At 70.8% G+C, this 15,728-nt stretch carries 14 protein-coding genes; 3 read left to right on the top strand and 11 right to left on the bottom strand.

The features are described 5' to 3' along the window. Positions 1-23: 23 nt before the first annotated feature. Both pstS and AB0B61_RS34320 read right to left on the bottom strand, forming a co-directional pair. A complete protein-coding gene (pstS, locus tag AB0B61_RS34325) occupies positions 24-1,094 on the bottom strand; it encodes a phosphate ABC transporter substrate-binding protein PstS (RefSeq protein WP_358440870.1) in 1,071 nt (356 codons plus the stop codon). 110 nt (positions 1,095-1,204) lie between these two features. Then, positions 1,205-2,404, bottom strand: coding sequence for a cytochrome P450 (locus AB0B61_RS34320; protein WP_358440868.1), 1,200 nt, complete (start codon positions 2,402-2,404; stop codon positions 1,205-1,207). A gap of 106 nt (positions 2,405-2,510) precedes the next feature. Here AB0B61_RS34320 and AB0B61_RS34315 point away from each other — a divergent pair, with 106 nt between their 5' ends. Beyond that, positions 2,511-3,455, top strand: a complete 945-nt coding sequence (locus AB0B61_RS34315) for an ATP-binding cassette domain-containing protein (protein ID WP_358440866.1) — start codon at positions 2,511-2,513, stop codon at positions 3,453-3,455. Continuing rightward, positions 3,452-4,213, top strand: coding sequence for an ABC transporter permease (locus AB0B61_RS34310; RefSeq protein WP_358440864.1), 762 nt, complete (start codon positions 3,452-3,454; stop codon positions 4,211-4,213). Before AB0B61_RS34315 ends, AB0B61_RS34310 begins: the two co-directional genes overlap by 4 nt. On the opposite strand, the gene AB0B61_RS34305 is transcribed toward AB0B61_RS34310, so the two are convergent. The 6 genes from AB0B61_RS34305 to AB0B61_RS34280 all read right to left on the bottom strand — a co-directional run bounded on the left by AB0B61_RS34305 (position 4,197) and on the right by AB0B61_RS34280 (position 12,303). Further along, positions 4,197-7,346 carry a BTAD domain-containing putative transcriptional regulator gene (locus AB0B61_RS34305; RefSeq protein WP_358440862.1) on the bottom strand — a complete coding sequence of 1,050 codons (3,150 nt, stop codon included), beginning with the start codon at positions 7,344-7,346 and terminating at the stop codon, positions 4,197-4,199. The genes AB0B61_RS34310 and AB0B61_RS34305 overlap by 17 nt on opposite strands. Before the next feature lie 68 nt (positions 7,347-7,414). Beyond that, the gene (locus tag AB0B61_RS34300; protein WP_358440860.1) at positions 7,415-8,614 is read right to left on the bottom strand and encodes a sensor histidine kinase; all 1,200 of its coding nucleotides are present in this window, start codon (positions 8,612-8,614) and stop codon (positions 7,415-7,417) included. An 84-nt stretch (positions 8,615-8,698) separates the two neighbouring features. Beyond that, positions 8,699-9,577 carry a sigma-70 family RNA polymerase sigma factor gene (locus AB0B61_RS34295; RefSeq protein ID WP_358440858.1) on the bottom strand — a complete coding sequence of 293 codons (879 nt, stop codon included), beginning with the start codon at positions 9,575-9,577 and terminating at the stop codon, positions 8,699-8,701. A gap of 75 nt (positions 9,578-9,652) precedes the next feature. Continuing rightward, positions 9,653-10,261 (bottom strand): hypothetical protein, encoded by a 609-nt coding sequence (locus AB0B61_RS34290; protein WP_358441061.1) that lies wholly within the window; start codon positions 10,259-10,261, stop codon positions 9,653-9,655. Beyond that, positions 10,249-11,640, bottom strand: coding sequence for a selenium-binding protein SBP56-related protein (locus tag AB0B61_RS34285; protein ID WP_358440855.1), 1,392 nt, complete (start codon positions 11,638-11,640; stop codon positions 10,249-10,251). Before AB0B61_RS34285 ends, AB0B61_RS34290 begins: the two co-directional genes overlap by 13 nt. Positions 11,641-11,724: 84 nt before the next feature. Further along, positions 11,725-12,303, bottom strand: coding sequence for a helix-turn-helix domain-containing protein (locus AB0B61_RS34280; protein ID WP_358440852.1), 579 nt, complete (start codon positions 12,301-12,303; stop codon positions 11,725-11,727). Positions 12,304-12,372: 69 nt separating this feature from the next. Between AB0B61_RS34280 and AB0B61_RS34275 the strand changes: the two genes are divergently transcribed. Beyond that, positions 12,373-13,200 carry a cupin domain-containing protein gene (locus AB0B61_RS34275; protein WP_358440849.1) on the top strand — a complete coding sequence of 276 codons (828 nt, stop codon included), beginning with the start codon at positions 12,373-12,375 and terminating at the stop codon, positions 13,198-13,200. Here AB0B61_RS34275 and AB0B61_RS34270 read toward each other — a convergent pair. The 3 genes from AB0B61_RS34270 to AB0B61_RS34260 all read right to left on the bottom strand — a co-directional run bounded on the left by AB0B61_RS34270 (position 13,185) and on the right by AB0B61_RS34260 (position 15,680). After that, on the bottom strand, positions 13,185-13,694 hold the full coding sequence (locus tag AB0B61_RS34270; protein ID WP_358440846.1) for a hypothetical protein: 510 nt from the start codon (positions 13,692-13,694) through the stop codon (positions 13,185-13,187). The two genes, AB0B61_RS34275 and AB0B61_RS34270, sit on opposite strands and share 16 nt — an antisense overlap. A 90-nt stretch (positions 13,695-13,784) precedes the next feature. Continuing rightward, a complete protein-coding gene (locus AB0B61_RS34265) occupies positions 13,785-14,921 on the bottom strand; it encodes an adenylyl-sulfate kinase (protein WP_358440844.1) in 1,137 nt (378 codons plus the stop codon). 90 nt (positions 14,922-15,011) lie between these two features. Beyond that, the gene (locus tag AB0B61_RS34260; protein ID WP_358440841.1) at positions 15,012-15,680 is read right to left on the bottom strand and encodes an alpha/beta fold hydrolase; all 669 of its coding nucleotides are present in this window, start codon (positions 15,678-15,680) and stop codon (positions 15,012-15,014) included. Between the last annotated feature and the right edge of the window lie 48 nt (positions 15,681-15,728).

Raw genomic sequence — 15,728 nt, 5'->3', positions numbered from 1 at the left:
GGTGAGCGGCCGGGGGTTCCCGTTCAGGTGGTGACGCCGAGCTGGGCACGTACCTTGGCCAGGAGATCGTGCGGGAGCGGGGCGTAGCCGTACAGGGACAGGTAGGACTGGCCGGCGTTGCCGGCGGTGTAGCTGAGGAAGGTCCGCACCAGTGGGTCGGAGTTCTGGGAGCAGACGATCTCGTAGGTGATCAGGACGATGGGGTAGGCGTCCTTGTTCTTGGCCAGGTAGTCGAACTTGACGATCAGATCGCCGTTGTGGCCGGTGATCCGGGCGCCTTCCAGGGCCTTGGTGGCGCTTTGGGGCGAGAGGGTGACGAATTGGCCGGAGGCGTTGCGTATCTCGGCCGTGCGCAGGCCGGCGTCGCTGGCGAAGGCGTACTCGACGTACCCGATGGAGCCCTCGGTGCGCTGGATGGCCTGGGTGATGCCCGCCGAGCCGGTCACGCCCTGCCCGGTGACGGAGAACTTCCTGGACGGCTCGTACGGCCAGCGGCCCGCCTCCTTGAGATAGGCGGTGAAGTTGTAGGTCGTGCCCGAGTCGTCGGAGCGATGGAAGAGCCGGATGGCGGTGTGCGGCAGGTCCGCGCCCCGGTTGTCGGCGGCGATCTCCGTGGCGTCCCATCGGGTGATCCGGCCGCTGAAGATGCTGGTCAGGGTGGTGGGCGAGAGCTTCAGATCGGGCGAGAACGGCAGGTTGTAGGCCAGGGCGATGGGGCCCACCACCATGGGCAGGTGGACCGCGCGGCTGCGGCAGCGTCTGTCGGCCAGCTGTTGTTCGGCGGGGTGCATCGCGACGTCGGAGCCGGCGAAGGCGGTGACGCCCGTGATGAAGTCGCGGATGCCGGCTCCGGAGCCGTTGGCGTTGTAGTCCACTCGCAGGTCGGGGTGGAGCCCTTGGAAGTCGGCCCGCCAGGCGTCCATCGCGCCTTTCTGCGCGCTGGAGCCGGAGCCGGAGATCGACGCGGTGATCGGGAGACTTGGGGGCGCTTCGTCGCTGGTCAATATCGCGGTGCCGGTCAGGCCGGCGGCTGAAGCGGCCAAGGTCAGGGCGACGAACACAGCCGCCCTGATAATCCCTGTCAGCCTTTCCATCACTTCAAGGTATGAAGTGGTGGCGGCCTCATAGTTCACAAACCGTCAAACTCATTGCCACAAAACGGTCATTTCAGTCGCGGCCGCGTTCAGGATCGAACTGCCGGCAGTCACGCGTCCCAGGTGACCGGCAGGCTCTTGACCCCGTAGATGTCGGCGGCCTCCGGGCGCAGGGCGACCTGTTCGGCCGGTACGGCCAGGCGCAGCGTGGGGAAGCGGTTGACCAGCGCGGGGAAGGCGACCCGCATCTCCACGCGGGCCAGCTGCTGGCCCAGGCACTGGTGGATGCCGTGGCTGAAGGCCAGGTGCCCGCCGTCCTGCCTGCGCAGGTCGAGGGTGTGGGGATCGGTGAAGCGCTCGGGGTCGCGGTTGGCGGTGTTGAGGGACAGGATGACGGTGGTGCCCGCCGTGATGGTGTGGCCGCCCAGCTCGACGTCCTCCAGCGCGACCCGGTAGAACTGCTTGGCGACGCTCAGATACCGCAGCAGCTCCTCCACGGCCTGGTCGGTGAGCGCCGGGTCGGCGCGCAGCGCGGCCAGCTGCTCCGGGTTGCGCAGCAGCGCGAAGGTGCCCAGAGCCAGCATGTTGGCGGTGGTGTCGAACCCGGCCGACAGCAGGATCAGGGCCATGCCCTGCAGCTCCTCGTCGGTCAGATCGCTGTCGAGCAGGTCGCTGAGCACGTCGTCGGTCGGGTTGGCGCGCTTGGCGGCGACCAGCTCGGCGAGGTAGGTCTGGGTCGCGGTGTAGGCGGCGATCAGTTCCTCGTCGCCGACCTCTCCGCCGAGGAACTTGTCGATGTTGTCCTGGAAGGAGCCTCGGTCCTCGTACGGCACGCCCAGCAGCTCGCAGATGACGATGGCCGGGATGGGCTTGGCGAACGCGGTCACCAGGTCCGCCGTCGGCCCGGCCTTCTCCATCGCGTCCAGGTGCTCGGCGGTGACCTGCTCGACGCGCTCGGTCAGCAGCCGCATCCGCCGGACGGTGAACTTGCCCACCAGCGGCTTGCGGTAGCGGCTGTGCTGCGGATCGTCCATGAGCAGGAACTCGCCGGGCGGCGCCGGGGGCACCTGGATGTCGCCGTAGTCGATGGTCGGGTGGTGGCTCATGAACTCCTTGCGGGAGCTGAAGCGCGGGTCGGCCAGCACCGACCGGACCAGGTCGTAGCCGGTGATCAGCCAGCCCTGGTGCCCGTCGGGGAAGGGGAAGCGGCTGATCGGGCTCTGCTCGCGGGCCTCGAGGAGCTCCTTGGGCGGGTCGAAGGGACAGCCGGGCTGACGCGTCGTGGGCATCGCGGTAACGGTGTGTTCCATGGCGTCCACTCTCGCCGACCGCTCTGATACGGGGCCGTCACCGTGCTGACACGGCCGTCAGGACGGCGACGGCCCGATATCAGAGCGGTCGGCGAGGGTAGGGCCCATGAACGGTTCAGCCATCGCGGCCTCGGGGCTGCGCAAGGCATACAAAGACAAGACCGTGCTCGACGGCATCGACCTGAATGTCCGGACCGGCACGATCTTCGCCCTGCTCGGGCCCAACGGCGCCGGCAAGACCACAACGGTGAACGTCCTGACCACGCTGCTGACCCCCGACGCCGGCAAGGTGGTCGTCGCCGGGCACGACGTGGCGACGGAGACCAAGGCGGTGCGCGCGGCGATCGGGGTCACCGGGCAGTTCGCCTCGGTGGACGACCTGCTCACCGGCGAGGAGAACCTGCTGATGATGGCCGACCTCCTGCACCTGCCCAAGGCGGAGGGCAAACGCGTCGCCGGCCGGTTGCTGGAGAGATTCGATCTGGTCGAAGCGGCGAGCAAGCTGGTGGTGTCCTACTCCGGCGGCATGCGCCGCAAACTGGACCTCGCCATGACACTGGTCGGCGACCCGCAGATCATCTTCCTGGACGAGCCCACGACGGGACTCGATCCGCGCAGCCGCCGCACCATGTGGGAGATCATCCGGGAACTGGTCGCCGAGGGGACGACCATCTTCCTCACCACCCAGTATCTGGAGGAGGCCGACCAGCTCGCCGACCGTATCGCCGTACTCGATCAGGGCCGGCTGGTCGCCGAGGGCACCGCCGATGAGCTCAAGCGCCGCATTCCCGGCAGCCATGTCCGGCTGCGGTTCACCGATCGGCACGCGCTCGACGTCGCGGCGCGGGTCCTGCACGAGTCCACCAGGCACGACGACGAGCTGACCTTGCGGGTTCCCGGCGATGGCGGGGTGCGGTCATTGCGCGCGCTGATCGATCGGCTGGATGCGCATTCCCTGGAGGTCGAGGAATTGTCGGTGCATACGCCGGACCTGGATGACGTCTTTCTCGCCCTGACCGGTCACGGGAACACGGAGGTCAGCGGACGATGAACGCCATCTCAGCTTCCCTGGCCGACTCCCGGACCATGCTGCGCCGTAACTTCCGGCACACGATGCGCAATCCGCTGGCGCTGTTCAACGCCATCATCGTGCCGATCTTCGTGGTGTTCCTCATGGTCTACGTACTCGGCGGCGCGTTCAGCGTCGGTACCGACTATGTCAACTACGCCACGCCCGGGCTGATCATCATGACCATCGGCCACGGCATCGGCCCCACCGCGACCGCGGTGAACTCCGACATGACGACCGGATTCATCAACCGGCTGCGCGTCATGCACGTCTCACGGGCCGCGGTGCTGAACGCGCACGTGTTCGAGATCATGCTGCGGACCCTGGTGGCCATCGCGATCATCATCGGGGTCGCGCTGGCGATGGGATTCCGGCCGGCGGCGAGTTTCCCCCAATGGCTCGGCGCGATCGCCATCATCGCGTTGACGGTGCTGGCGATCGGCTGGCTGACCGTCGCGGCCGGACTGGCCGCGAAGTCACCGGAGAGCGCGGGCATCTTCGGCGTCCCGCTGATGCTCCTTCCCTTCTTGAGCAGCGCGTTCGTGCCGGCCGACACGATGGGACCGGGCGCGCGGGAATTCGCCGAGTACCAGCCGTTCACCTCGATCATCGAAACCCTGCGCGGATTCCTGACCGGCGCGCCCTCGACCGGCACGGCCATCACGGCGGTCGCCTGGTGCGCCGGGCTGTCGCTGGCCGGCTACCTGTGGGCTCGTGCGACGTTCACGAAGCGAGCGTGATCTCGGCCAGCTCGCGCCAGTCCTGCCGCTGCCCGGCCCGGGCCGCCTCGGCGAACACGGTTTCGCCGAGGCGATCGCGCGCCTGCGCGGCGATCCTGGAGGCGTCCGGTTGCGAACGGTCCGGCGTGCCGCGCACGCCGTCGCTCGCCCCGAGCAGCCGTACGGCCTGCTCGTAGTGTCCCTGGCGCAGCGCGAGATCCGCGATCCCGATCAGCACCTGGGCGATCGTGGGGGGATGGGTGTGCTCGATGGCCATGGCCGTGCGCAACGCCTCGGCCCGATACGCGCGGGCCTTGCCGAGATCCTCGGTGAGGTAGCCGTACAGGTCCATGGTGTGGACACGGACGGAGTCGGCCATGTCCGCCTCGCCCAGCACCGCCCGCACCGTGTCCAGGTGCTCGTGCGCCTGGTCCGGCTCGCCGCGCAAGCGCGCCAGCTGCGCCTGCGCGAGCGCCAGCTCGACCAGCGCGTCCGGCCAGACGATCCGGTCGGCGATCCGCTGCGCCTCGGCCATGGCGGCGGCGCTGGATCGCTCGTCGCCGAGCAGCCAGTACAGCTGAGCCTGCCGCGCCCGCAGGCCGACCACGTCCTCGGTCGCGCCCACCTCCATCAGGGCCACAGCCGCCTCTTCGTAGTGCTCGCACGCGCGCGCGAACTCGCCGCGCATGGCGAGCCGATCGGCCAGGAAGGTCAGCGCGAGCGAGATCCCCATCCGGTCACCCAGCGTACGGAACTCGGCAAGAGCGATCTCGGCGTCGAGGTCCACGTCGGTCTCATCGCCGCCGAGCGTGAGCCGGAGCCGGCCACGCGTGAGCCTGGCCTGCGCGCGCACCCACGGATCGGCGCCGGCGATGAGCGGCTCGAACGCGGGCATGAACTCCGCCGGGCCCCGCAGCATCCGCTCCAGCAGCTCGACGAACCCCAGCAGCGGGTGAGAAGACCCACTGCGCTTGGCCAGCCGGTGCGCCTCCTGGATCCAGTCCCGCGCCTGATACTGATCGCCGCTGACCCCGGCGGTCACGAAGATCGTCACGTTGAGGTATGCCAGCGCCCGCACCTCATCGGACACCTCGCCGGGCAGCGAGGCCGCCGCGACGCTCAGCTCGGCGCCCTCGGCCCGGTGCCCGCTGAGGTACCAATACCAGCCCACGGCCGCGGCCAGCCGCATCGCCTCCTGAGCCCAGCCTTCGGTGATCGCCCCGCGCAGGGCCGTACCGATGTTGTCGTGCTCGGCCCCGAGCCTGGACAGCCACTCCACCTGCTCGCCCCGGCGCAGGTGCGGCTCGGCCGTCTCGGCCAGCTCGGTGAAGTAGGCCAGGTGCGCCCGGCGGGCCGGCTCGCTCTCCCCGGCTTCGGCGAGCCGCTGCGCCGCGTACTCCCTGATGGTGTTGAGCATCCGGTAACGCGGCGCGCCCCCGCCGTCGGCGAGCAGCAGCGATTTGTCGATCAACGCGGTCAGCACGTCGAACACCGGCTCCCCGTCCGACGGCTCCTCCCCGCACACCCGTTCGGCCGCTTCCAGGCTCACCCCGCCGGAGAACACCGACAGCCGCCGCAGCACGCCGCGCTCGGTCTCGCTCAGCAGGTCCCAGCTCCAGTCCACGACCGCGCGCAGCGTCTTGTGCCGCGGAAGCACCGTACGGCTGCCGCTGGTCAGCAGCCGGAACCGGTCATCGAGCCGGCGCGCCAGCTGATCGACGGACATCGTACGCAGCCGGGCCGCGGCCAGTTCGATCGCCAGCGGCATCCCGTCGAGCGCCCGGCAGATCCGCGCCATGGCCGAGACGGTGTCGGCGTCGGAGCCGATGTCCTTGCGCACCAGATCCGCGCGGTCACGCAGCAGCCGTACCGCGGGCGAGGACCCGGCCTCGGCGGGATCGGCTCCGCCGGCGGGTAGCGCGAGCGGCTCGACCTGCCACAGCACCTCCCCGGTGATACCGAGCGGTTCCCTGCTCGTGGCCACGATCCGCAGCCTGCGGCACTCCCCCAGCAGCCGGTCGGCGAACGCCGCGGCCGCCTCGATCACGTGCTCGCAGTTGTCCAGGATGAACAAGATCGCGCGCTCCCGGACCGCGGCGATGAGCCGATCCATCGGCTCCCCGCCCCGCCCGCCACCGAGCAACGCCTGGTCACGCAGGCCGATCGCGGTGAGGGCGGCCTGCGCCAGATCCCCGCCTTCCCCCACCGAGGCCAATTCGACCAGCCACGCCCCATCCGGCAGATCGGCGAGCATCGTCCGCGCGGTCTCGGTGGCCAGCCTGGTCTTGCCGGAGCCACCCGCCCCCGTCAAGGTGACCAGCCGGTGCTTGACGGCCAGGGCGGCGACCGCGGACACGTCGTTCTTCTTGCCGACGAAACTCGTCAGCTCGGCGCGCAGGTTCGTCTTGTGGCTCTGCGCCCGCTCGCCCAGCTCGCCGCGGAGCAACGCGGTGTGCAGCGCGGAGAGCTGGGCCGACGGATCGACGCCCAGCTCCTCGGCGAGCCGCTCGCGCGTCCGCTGGTAGACGGTCAACGCCTCGCTTCCACGCCCCGCCTCGGCGAGCGCTCGCATCAACGCCGCCACGAACCCCTCCCGCAGCGGGTACGTGGCGACCAGCTCGGTCAGCTCCGAGACCAGCTCCGAGCCCCGGCCGAGACGAATGTCGGCATCCACCCGGTCCCCGAGCGCCGCGACGTAGAGCTCGTCCAGCCGCGTGACCGCGGCGTCGAAGGCGTCGCTGCCCTGCAGCGCGAGGTCGGCCATGGCCGTGCCGCGCCACAGGGCCAAGGCCGAGCGCAGCAGATCCGCCCGCGCCGCGGGCTCGGCGGCACGGGCCTGGCCGACCAGCTGCTCGAACCGGGACACATCCACGGCATCCGGAGCCACGGCCAGCCGGTATCCGCCGGAATCCGCCTCGATCGCACCGTCCGGCAACACCCTGCGCAGCCTGGACACCAGCGCCTGCAAGGCGTTCACCTCGTCGGCGGGCGGCTGCTCCCCCCAGATCCAGTCCACCAGCCGCGCACGGGTGACGATCCGGCCAGGTTCGAGGGCGAGCGCGGCCAGCAGCGCGCGCAGTCGAACCCCAGGAACCTCCACCACGGCCCCATCGCGGTTCCGGACCTCGAACGGTCCCAGCAATTCGACTCTCACATCGGCAATTGTGCCGAACTGTGAGCCGCTCTCGCGCCACGTGCCGGCCCGGGTGGACCGGCAGCCCCCTAAACGCCGGGCGGGAGGGTGGCGACGAGCTGGAAGCCGCCGCCCGGGTGGGGGCCCGCCTCGACGCTGCCGCCCGCCTGGCCGAGCCGCTCGGCCAGACCGCGTAGCCCGCTGCCGCTCCCGGCCGGCTGCGGACCGCCGCTCTCCGCGGGTCGCGGTCCGTCGGTGCCGCTGCCGCTCGCTGCGGGTCCGTCGGGGCTGCTGCCGCTTTGTGTGGGCTGAGGGCCGTCGGTGCCGTTGTCGCGGATCGTCAAGGTCAGGCCGGTCAGGTCGATCTCGGCCTCGGTGGCGCCGCTGTGCCTGATGATGTTGGTGACGCCCTCGCGCACCACCCAGCCCAGCAGCGCCTCGGCCCGCGCGGCCGGTGGCGGCCCGGTGCGGCGGACGCGGGCCCGCACACCGGCCGCCGCCAGGGCGTCGCGGGCGTGGGCGAGCTCGTCGGCCAGGCCGCCCGCCCGGTAGCCGGTGACCGCCTCACGTACCTCGGTCAGCGCCTGCCGGCCGACGGCCTCGATGTCGGCGGCCTGGCGTTCGGCCTGGCCGGGGTCGCGGCGGGCCAGCCGTCGCACGGCCTCGGCCTTGACCACGATGACCGACAGGGTGTGCCCGAGCAGGTCGTGCAGGTCGCGGGAGAAGCGCAGCCGCTCCTCGGCCACGGCCGCCTCGGCCAGGCGCTGCCGGGTCTGGTTCAGCTCGCCGATGACCATGTGCAGGTGCAGGATGACGGCCACGACCAGGCCCGCGCTGAAGGTCCCCCACGAGAACGCCAGGATCGACTCCAGAGTGCCGCCGCCGGCCCACACCACCAGCGCCGTGCCGAGGGGCAGCGCCGCCGTGGCGATCCGCACCGCCCTGCCGCGCAGGGTGATGCCGCACGCCACGCCGAGCAGCGGGAACAGGTAGTACCAGGCGCCGCCCAGCACGATCGACAGCCCGAAGACCACGGCCGCCAGCCCGGCCAGCGCGATGCGGGCGGGCATCGTGCGGCGCCGGAAGGCCGTGATCACCGTCAGTGCGTACAGGGCGGACATGGCGGCCAGGCCCGCCCACGACAGCCAGCCCGGCCGCAGCGAGCCGTCGACGGTCTCCCAGACCGCGCCCGCGCCCAGCAGGACGAAGGGCAGGAACGCCCCGATACCGGGCGCGTCGGGTGCCTCGTCCGGCGTGCCGTCGGGGTTCGGGGGCGGGGTTCCGGCCATCACGCCAACGTTATCCGCGACGAGCCGGCGTCAGGGCCGCGACGAGCCGACCACATCACCACGGCAAGGCGTGAAGCACCTGGGTCAGCCCGCCGCCGACATCGGGTCGAGCCGGGCCAGCCGCTCGGGGTCGGTCAGGATGACGACCTCGGCGATCAGGCCGCCGCTGACGGTGAAGGCGACCAGCGAGACCACCCGGCCGCCGACCGTGGCGACGGATCCGGCGGCCCCGTTGACCAGCACCGGATGCCCCACGGAGCCGACCGGCCGGAACATGATCGCCTGCTTGGCCACCACCGCCGCCCCGCGCGCCACCAGCACGCCCCCCGCCGCGCCGCGGTCGGAGCGGACCACGACATCCGGGTCGAGCACCCGCAGGAGCGCCTCGAAGTCTCCATCGCGCGCGGCGGCCAGGAAGGCGTCGACGGCCTGGCGCTGCCGGCCCAGATCCGGATCGGGCACCGGGGCCGTGCCCCGCACGCGGCGGCGGGCGCGGCTGGCCAGCTGCCTGGCCGCCGCCGGGGTACGCCCCACGATCGGCGCGATCTCCTCGAACGGCACCGCGAACATGTCGTGCAGCACGAACGCCAGCCGCTCGGCCGGCTCGAGCGACTCCAGCACCACCAGCAACGCCAGCCCGACCGAGTCGGCCACCAGCGCCTCGTGCTCGGGATCGACGCCCTCCGCGGGGCTGACGACCGGGTCGGGCAGGCGCTCCTCCAGGGAATCCTCGCGCCGCCGCTCGCGCGAGCTCAGCATGGTCAGGCACACCCGGGCCACGACCGTGGTCAGCCACCCGCCGAGATTGTTCACCTCGCTGGTGTCGCTGCGGCTGAGCCGTATCCACCCCTCCTGTACGGCGTCCTCGGCCTCGCTCAGCGACCCGAGTATCCGGTAGGCCACGGCCCGCAGATGGGAGCGGTGCTCCTCGAACCGGCCGGCCAGAAACTCTGCGTCGTTCATCGTCACAATCCTCCGTCAAGGCAAGTCATAGCACTGACCAACCGGATACCACCGATGTGACGACGCCCGCCGAGGTTACGCCTGGACCAGGCTGATCACCCCCGCGCCCACGAGGGCCAGCGCCCACATGCGGTCCAGGTTGAACCAGGCCCGCCGCAGCACCGTGAGCCCGGCCACCTCGTACACCACCACGGCGATGACGCCCGCCACCGCGAACATCGCCAGCGTGTGCAGCGCGGCCACCGCCAGGCCGCCCGTCAGGGCGTGCCCCTCGTGGCCGGGGGCGTGCAGGCCGGTGAAGACGGGCAGGAGCATCAGCCCGGCGCCGTGGGCCGAGGACATCAGGAACGACCAGCCGGCCAGCTGCCACAGCGACAGCCGCATCCCCACCCAGCGGAAATGCCGGGTGGACAGCAGCCGCCACAGGCCGAACCCGACCAGCACCACCCCACCGCCGATCGACAGCACCCGGCCGGTGACCAGCGAGCCGGTGACGCCGACGACGAGCGCGACCACGGCGACCGAGCCCAGATGGCCCAGCGCGATGACCGGCAGCGACTGCAGCAGCAGGTCCCTGCTGCGCTCCTGCAGGCCGCGGGCCACGGCGAAGAGCCAGCCCATGGCCGGGTTCAGGCCGTGGAAGGCGCCCAGCAGGAGCACGGTGGCGATCGTCACGGGTAGCAGTAGGAGTCGGAGGAGGCGTCGCCGCCCTGCAGGCGTACCTGGTGGGGGCGCAGGCCGCGGAACGCCTCGCCGTGCGGGAAGAAGCGGGTGTCGAAGGTGAAGGACTCGGTGTCGATCTTGGCCATCCAGGCGCCGACGCCCTCGGGGTAGAACTGGTCGTCCCAGGCGCCGTACAGGGAGTTGGTGAGGTAGACGCGGCGGCCGTCGCGGCTGATCTCGACCATCTGCGGGCCGCCCCGCAGCGGCAGGGACGGCTCGGCGGGGTGGGGCGCCTGCCGGACGATGCCGCCGATCCTGAGCGAGGCCAGCTCGACGGGGTTGACCGGGTCCGACACGTCGTACTGCTTGATCTCGCCGGTGCCCCAGCAGGAGACGTACAGGCGCTGGTCGTCGACCGACAGGTCGATGTCGGTGACCAGGGGCGGCACGGCGCCGAAGGGCCGCAGGACGGGCGGCAGCAGGTCGGCGCCGGCGGGCTCGGCGGGGATGGAGATCACCTTGCGGGCCTGCCAGCGGCCGTCCTCGTGGAACCAGAGCCAGACCGAGGCCGACAGGTCCGCGGTGCTGGTGACGACCCCGGCGAACCCGTAGGTGCGGGTGGGGTCGTGCGCCGGGCGCAGCTCCAGGACCATCTGGTGTTCCTCGCCCAGGTCGACCTCCTGGACGTGCTTGCGCTTGCGCAGGTCCCAGAAGTGCAGCTTATGGCCGTACTTGCGGCCGAGCAGCAATTCCCCCACCACGCCGTTCTCGACCATCGACGGTGTGCCCCACTCGGAGGTGATCAGCACGTCATGGTTGATGTGCCACCAGAAGTCGTAGGCGAGGTACTGCGGCCCCCGCTCGAGCTCCCAGCGCTCCAGCACCTCGAACGTGGTGTGGTCGAGCAGCGCGATCCCGCCGGGCCCGTCGTTGCCGTTGGCGCCGCCGAGCGCGGACAGGTAGATCCCGCCGGGCCCGCAGTGCACGGTGTGGGGCCGGGAGTAGCCGGCCCGCTTGGCCAGTTCGTCGGCCTCGATGACCTTGACCAGTTCCGGGCTGAGGCGGTCCTTGGTGTCGAAGACGTGGATGCGTGAGGAGCGCAGGCCGGGCACGATGAGGTAGCGGCGTTCGACATGCGGGTGCGGGGCGCTGGGGCACAGGGCGGTGCTGCAGGCGTTCCAGCCGAAGTGGTGCAGCTCGTCGCCGGTGTTGGGCAGGTCGCTCCAGCCCACCACCTGGCCGTAGTGCGGCGAGTCGGGATCGGTGTCGAGTACGGCCAGCGCGTCCGGCCTGGTCGCCGACCGGTCGAAGGCGGCGACGTAGGCGAGTTTCTCGGCGGGTGCGCCGGCCGCGTCCCTGGGCGAAGGATAGAACGTGGGGTCCGGGGTCCAGAGGCTCATCCCTTCACGTATCCACCAATTTCCTACAAGGTCAACAGGGTATTGGGCACGTTTTCGGAATGATCGCGCAAGCAGGTGTACCGATCAGGGTCGATCGCGGGCCGGGTCTCGCAGGCCGTCGAGGGCGATGTCGATGAAGCGCCGCCAGTCGCCCACGGCGTTGCGGCTGATCGCCGACACCGCCCCGGCGATCATGTAGAGGTCCTCGAGCTTGGCGTCGGCGCGGAGCGTGCCATCGGCCCGGCCGCGCTCGAGCAGCGCCCCGCCGAGGGCCAGGAGGTCTTCGCCCACCTGCCCGCGCGGCTCGGTGGAGCCCAGCGCCGCCTCGATCGCGCTGGAGATTCCGCGGCCCTCGTCGTGCACCTGTCCGATGCGGGTCAGGAAGCAGCTCAGGGCCTGCCGGGTGTCGGGGTTGGGCAGGCATCGCGTACGCGCGTAGGCCAGGATCTCGGCGAACCGCTGCTCCGTCACCGCCTCGATCAACGCCTGACGAGTCGGGAAATGTCGGTAGACGGTGCCGATGCCGACCCCGGCGGCCTTGGCCACCTCCGCCATCTGCACCTCGTCCCCGCGTTCGGCGAACAGCTCGCAGGCCACCTCCAGCACCCGGCCGCGGTTGCGCTCGGCGTCGGTGCGGGGCTTGCGGGCGGTGGGTTTTGACATCCCTGGCGGTCCTCTGTCTAGACTTAAAGCGGAATCGGATTCCGAATCCGACTCCGGAAAGGATATCTCATGTCAAAAGATCGTTTCATCCTCCTGAAGCCCGGAGAGTCCCGCCTGCCGTTACCGCCGGGGACGACGGTCAAGGCCGGGGCCGCTGACACCGAAGGCCGGTTCTCCCTCATGGAGGGCCGGGGGCACAGCGACATCCCCTCGCATGTCAACGACACCTTCGACGAGTTCGTCTACGTGCTCGACGGGGAGCTGGGCATCGACTTCGACGGCCGGACGCACCGCCTCGGCGCGGGCATGTGCGCCCTGCTGCCGCGCGGCGTCACCCATGCCACGCGCACCCTGTCCGAGGCCCCGGTCCACGCGCTGCGACTGTCGACGCCGGGCGGCTTGGAAGGCGACGTCCAGGACGTGGCCGAGGAGAACGGCGACAAGGACCGCTTCTACGTCCTCCAACCCGGCCAAGCGCGGCCGGGGCGCATCAAGGTCCCGCCCGCGTTCGCCGCCAAGGCCCGCGCCACCGACATCGGCGGCGCGCTGTCACTGCTGGAAATGGTCGTGGCTCACGACATTCCCCGCCATGTCCACCACAAGGCCGACGAGGGCATCTACGTACTCGACGGAGAGCTCATCGTCGAGTTCGACGACCGGACGGAAGAGGTGGGCAAGGGGCAGTTCGTCCTGCTGCCCCACGGGGTCCCGCACGCGCTGCGCTGCGGCTCCACCCCTCCCCCGCGGGTCATCCAGATCTCGTCGCCGGGCGGCTGGGAGTACTTCGTCGAGGACCTGATCGAGGCCAGACCGTACGTCAGCGCGGGCGGCAGGCTCGACCCGGCCAAGCTCAACTCCATCGCCGCCAAGTACGACATCACCTACGAAGTGCCGTAACCCACGCGAAGCGGCAGCGGCCACACCCGGGGCGCCGAGCGGATGCCCCAGAGCGCGACGGCGATGTACAGGACCTGCTCGGGAATCCGCAGCCACAAGGGGGACGCCTCGCCGCCGTTGAAGGGCACGTCGGCCAGCGCGGCGTAGATGTTGGCCGGCAGCAGCAGCACGAAGAGGGCGATCAGCCCGATCCCGGCCGACCAGCGCGTCCTGGTGATGATCAGACCCACCGCGCCCATGAGCTCCAGCACGCCGGTCAGGTAGACCACCGCGTCGGCGAAGGGCACGAAGGGCGGCACCATGCGTACGAGGTCGGCGTGGGTGGGCATGACCGTGACGCTTTCCGGGACGAAGTGCGCGCTGGCCGTCATGACGAGCATGACGGCCAGCCCATGCGCCGCACTGACCGGCCACGAGGCGAACCGGCCGACCCCGAAGGCCCCCAGCGCGCGGAAGCCCAGCAGGGCCACCACCAAGACGATGCTCGTCTCCATTGCGTCTCTCCATTGGATAGTCGTGATATCTAATGTTGGATAGCACTACTATCCTATGAAGGTGGCGAATGTCAAGTGGTTCGGCTCGGCTCAGGCCGGCCAGCCGCCGATGAGCGCCCTTACCTCATCGGCCACCTCTTGCGCCGACCGGCCGTCGGTGTCGATGCGCAGGTCACCGGCTCCGGCGCGGTCGAGCGCCGCGGCCTCGTATGCCGCCCGTTCGGCGACGCGGTGCAGGGCCTCGGGGCCGAGTCCCTTCAGCTCATCGCCTGGTATCGCCGGCCCGCCTCCCCGGCCGCGCCGCATGACGCGCTCGGCCAGCCTCGCGGGCCCGGCGTGCAGACGGCACACCGTCAGCGCCGCTGCGGGAAGCAGGTCGGCGTAGTCGCGGACGGTGTCGTCGCGGTCGGCGTGCCCGGAGACGACCAGGCACCTGGCCTCGGCCGCGCGGTATCCGCCCCACAGGGCCGCGAGGTTGCGCGCCTTGAGGCGATGGCCGTCCGGGTCGTCGTCCGCGGCGGGACCTGCCATGCCGATCTGCTTCAGATCCACATATGCGGCTCGTACGCCGGTCCGGACGATCTGCGAGAAGACCTCATAACCGACGGTCGACTTCCCCACCGCGGTGGCGCCGGAGAACCACAGCACCGGGACCGGGTCAGAGGAGAGCGGTGTGGCCGGGCGGGAAACAAAGCCGGCATCCGACCCGAGGCGCGGCCATCCACCGGCTCGCTCGCGGACCATCCGGGCCGCCTCGGGCACGGTAAGCCCGCCGGTGTCCAGGCACAGGTCGGCGAAGTCGCTGCCCTCCAGCGACTCCGCCTCGGCGACGGCCCCCGCCACCAGGTCGGGACGCCACCCACGCCCGAGAAAGCGCTCCTTGAGCTCCCCGGTGCTCACGCGCAGCCGGCACACGGTGAAGGCGGCGTCGGGGAGACGCTCCGCGTACTCGCGAATCTCCTCAGCGGTGTCGACGAAACCCGACAGGACCACGCACTGCGCCCCCCGCTCCCGGAAGTTGGGCCACATCGCGGCCAGGCTCCGCGCCCGGATCCGATGGGTGCCGCTCTCCGGGAGCGGATAGCACAGGCTGATCTGGTCGGCGTCGACGAACGCCGCCCGGACACCGTCCCGGCTCAGCTGGGCGAACACCTCCCAGCCGAGCGAGGATTTCCCGACACCTGACGGCCCGCACAGCCACAGCAAGGGCACAAGATCGCTTCCCACCCGCGCGACAGTAGTAGGCCGCACGCGCGCTCGGCGATCGCATTTCGCCCTCTACGACGGGCACCTAGGACAGGCACCTAGGACAGGCACCTAGGACGGGCATCGCCCGTCAAGGGCGCTGAGAACGGCGTTGATGAACACCGGTGACGCCGGTTCGCCGGCATGCGGCACGCCGGCGAATTCGGCCCGGCACCAGACGCCGGCGATGACGTCGTTGCGCGTCTCGTCGAGCGAGCTCGTCAGCAACGTGTACGTGACCGGATCCGGCGTGGGGTCGCCGCTGTTGAGCTGGGTGATGAAGCTGCTGGTGGGGCACATCTGCCCGCCCTGCCCGGCAGGCAGCAGGCAGGCGGGCCAGTAGCCGAGCTGCCCGGTGCCCATCGAGACGTAGCTGAGCGTCTTGGCGGCGCCGCCGAGGGACTTCAGGTAGTGCCGCGCGGCCAGTCCTCCCATGCTGTGCCCGACGAGGCTGACCTTGCTGCCGGCGTGTTCGCTCCGTGCCTGCTCCACGAGGGTGGCGATGGCTTGGGCGTTGGCCAGGTTCTCCTCTCCGGGCAGGTCGATCGCGTACGTCGGGTAGCCGGCCTGCTCCAGCGCCGTCTGCATCTGGGCGAACTCGGCGGGCGAGCCGTTCCATCCGTGGACCAGGATGACCGGCTCCCGCTGCGCGCCCTGGGCCGGCGAACCGGTGCAGAGCCCGCCCAGCAGGGCGACGGTGATGATCAGTAGGGGCCGGATGCGGTGGGGTCTCGGCGGCATCGTCGTACCTCGCTACTCGTACCGGAGGGGTGGTTCACTTACCTAGTA

Source organism: Nonomuraea sp. NPDC049158 (assembly GCF_040648335.1).
Classification (GTDB): domain Bacteria; phylum Actinomycetota; class Actinomycetes; order Streptosporangiales; family Streptosporangiaceae; genus Nonomuraea.
Note: the sequence above shows the minus strand (reverse complement) of the source record. Positions and strands in the feature narration are given on the sequence as shown.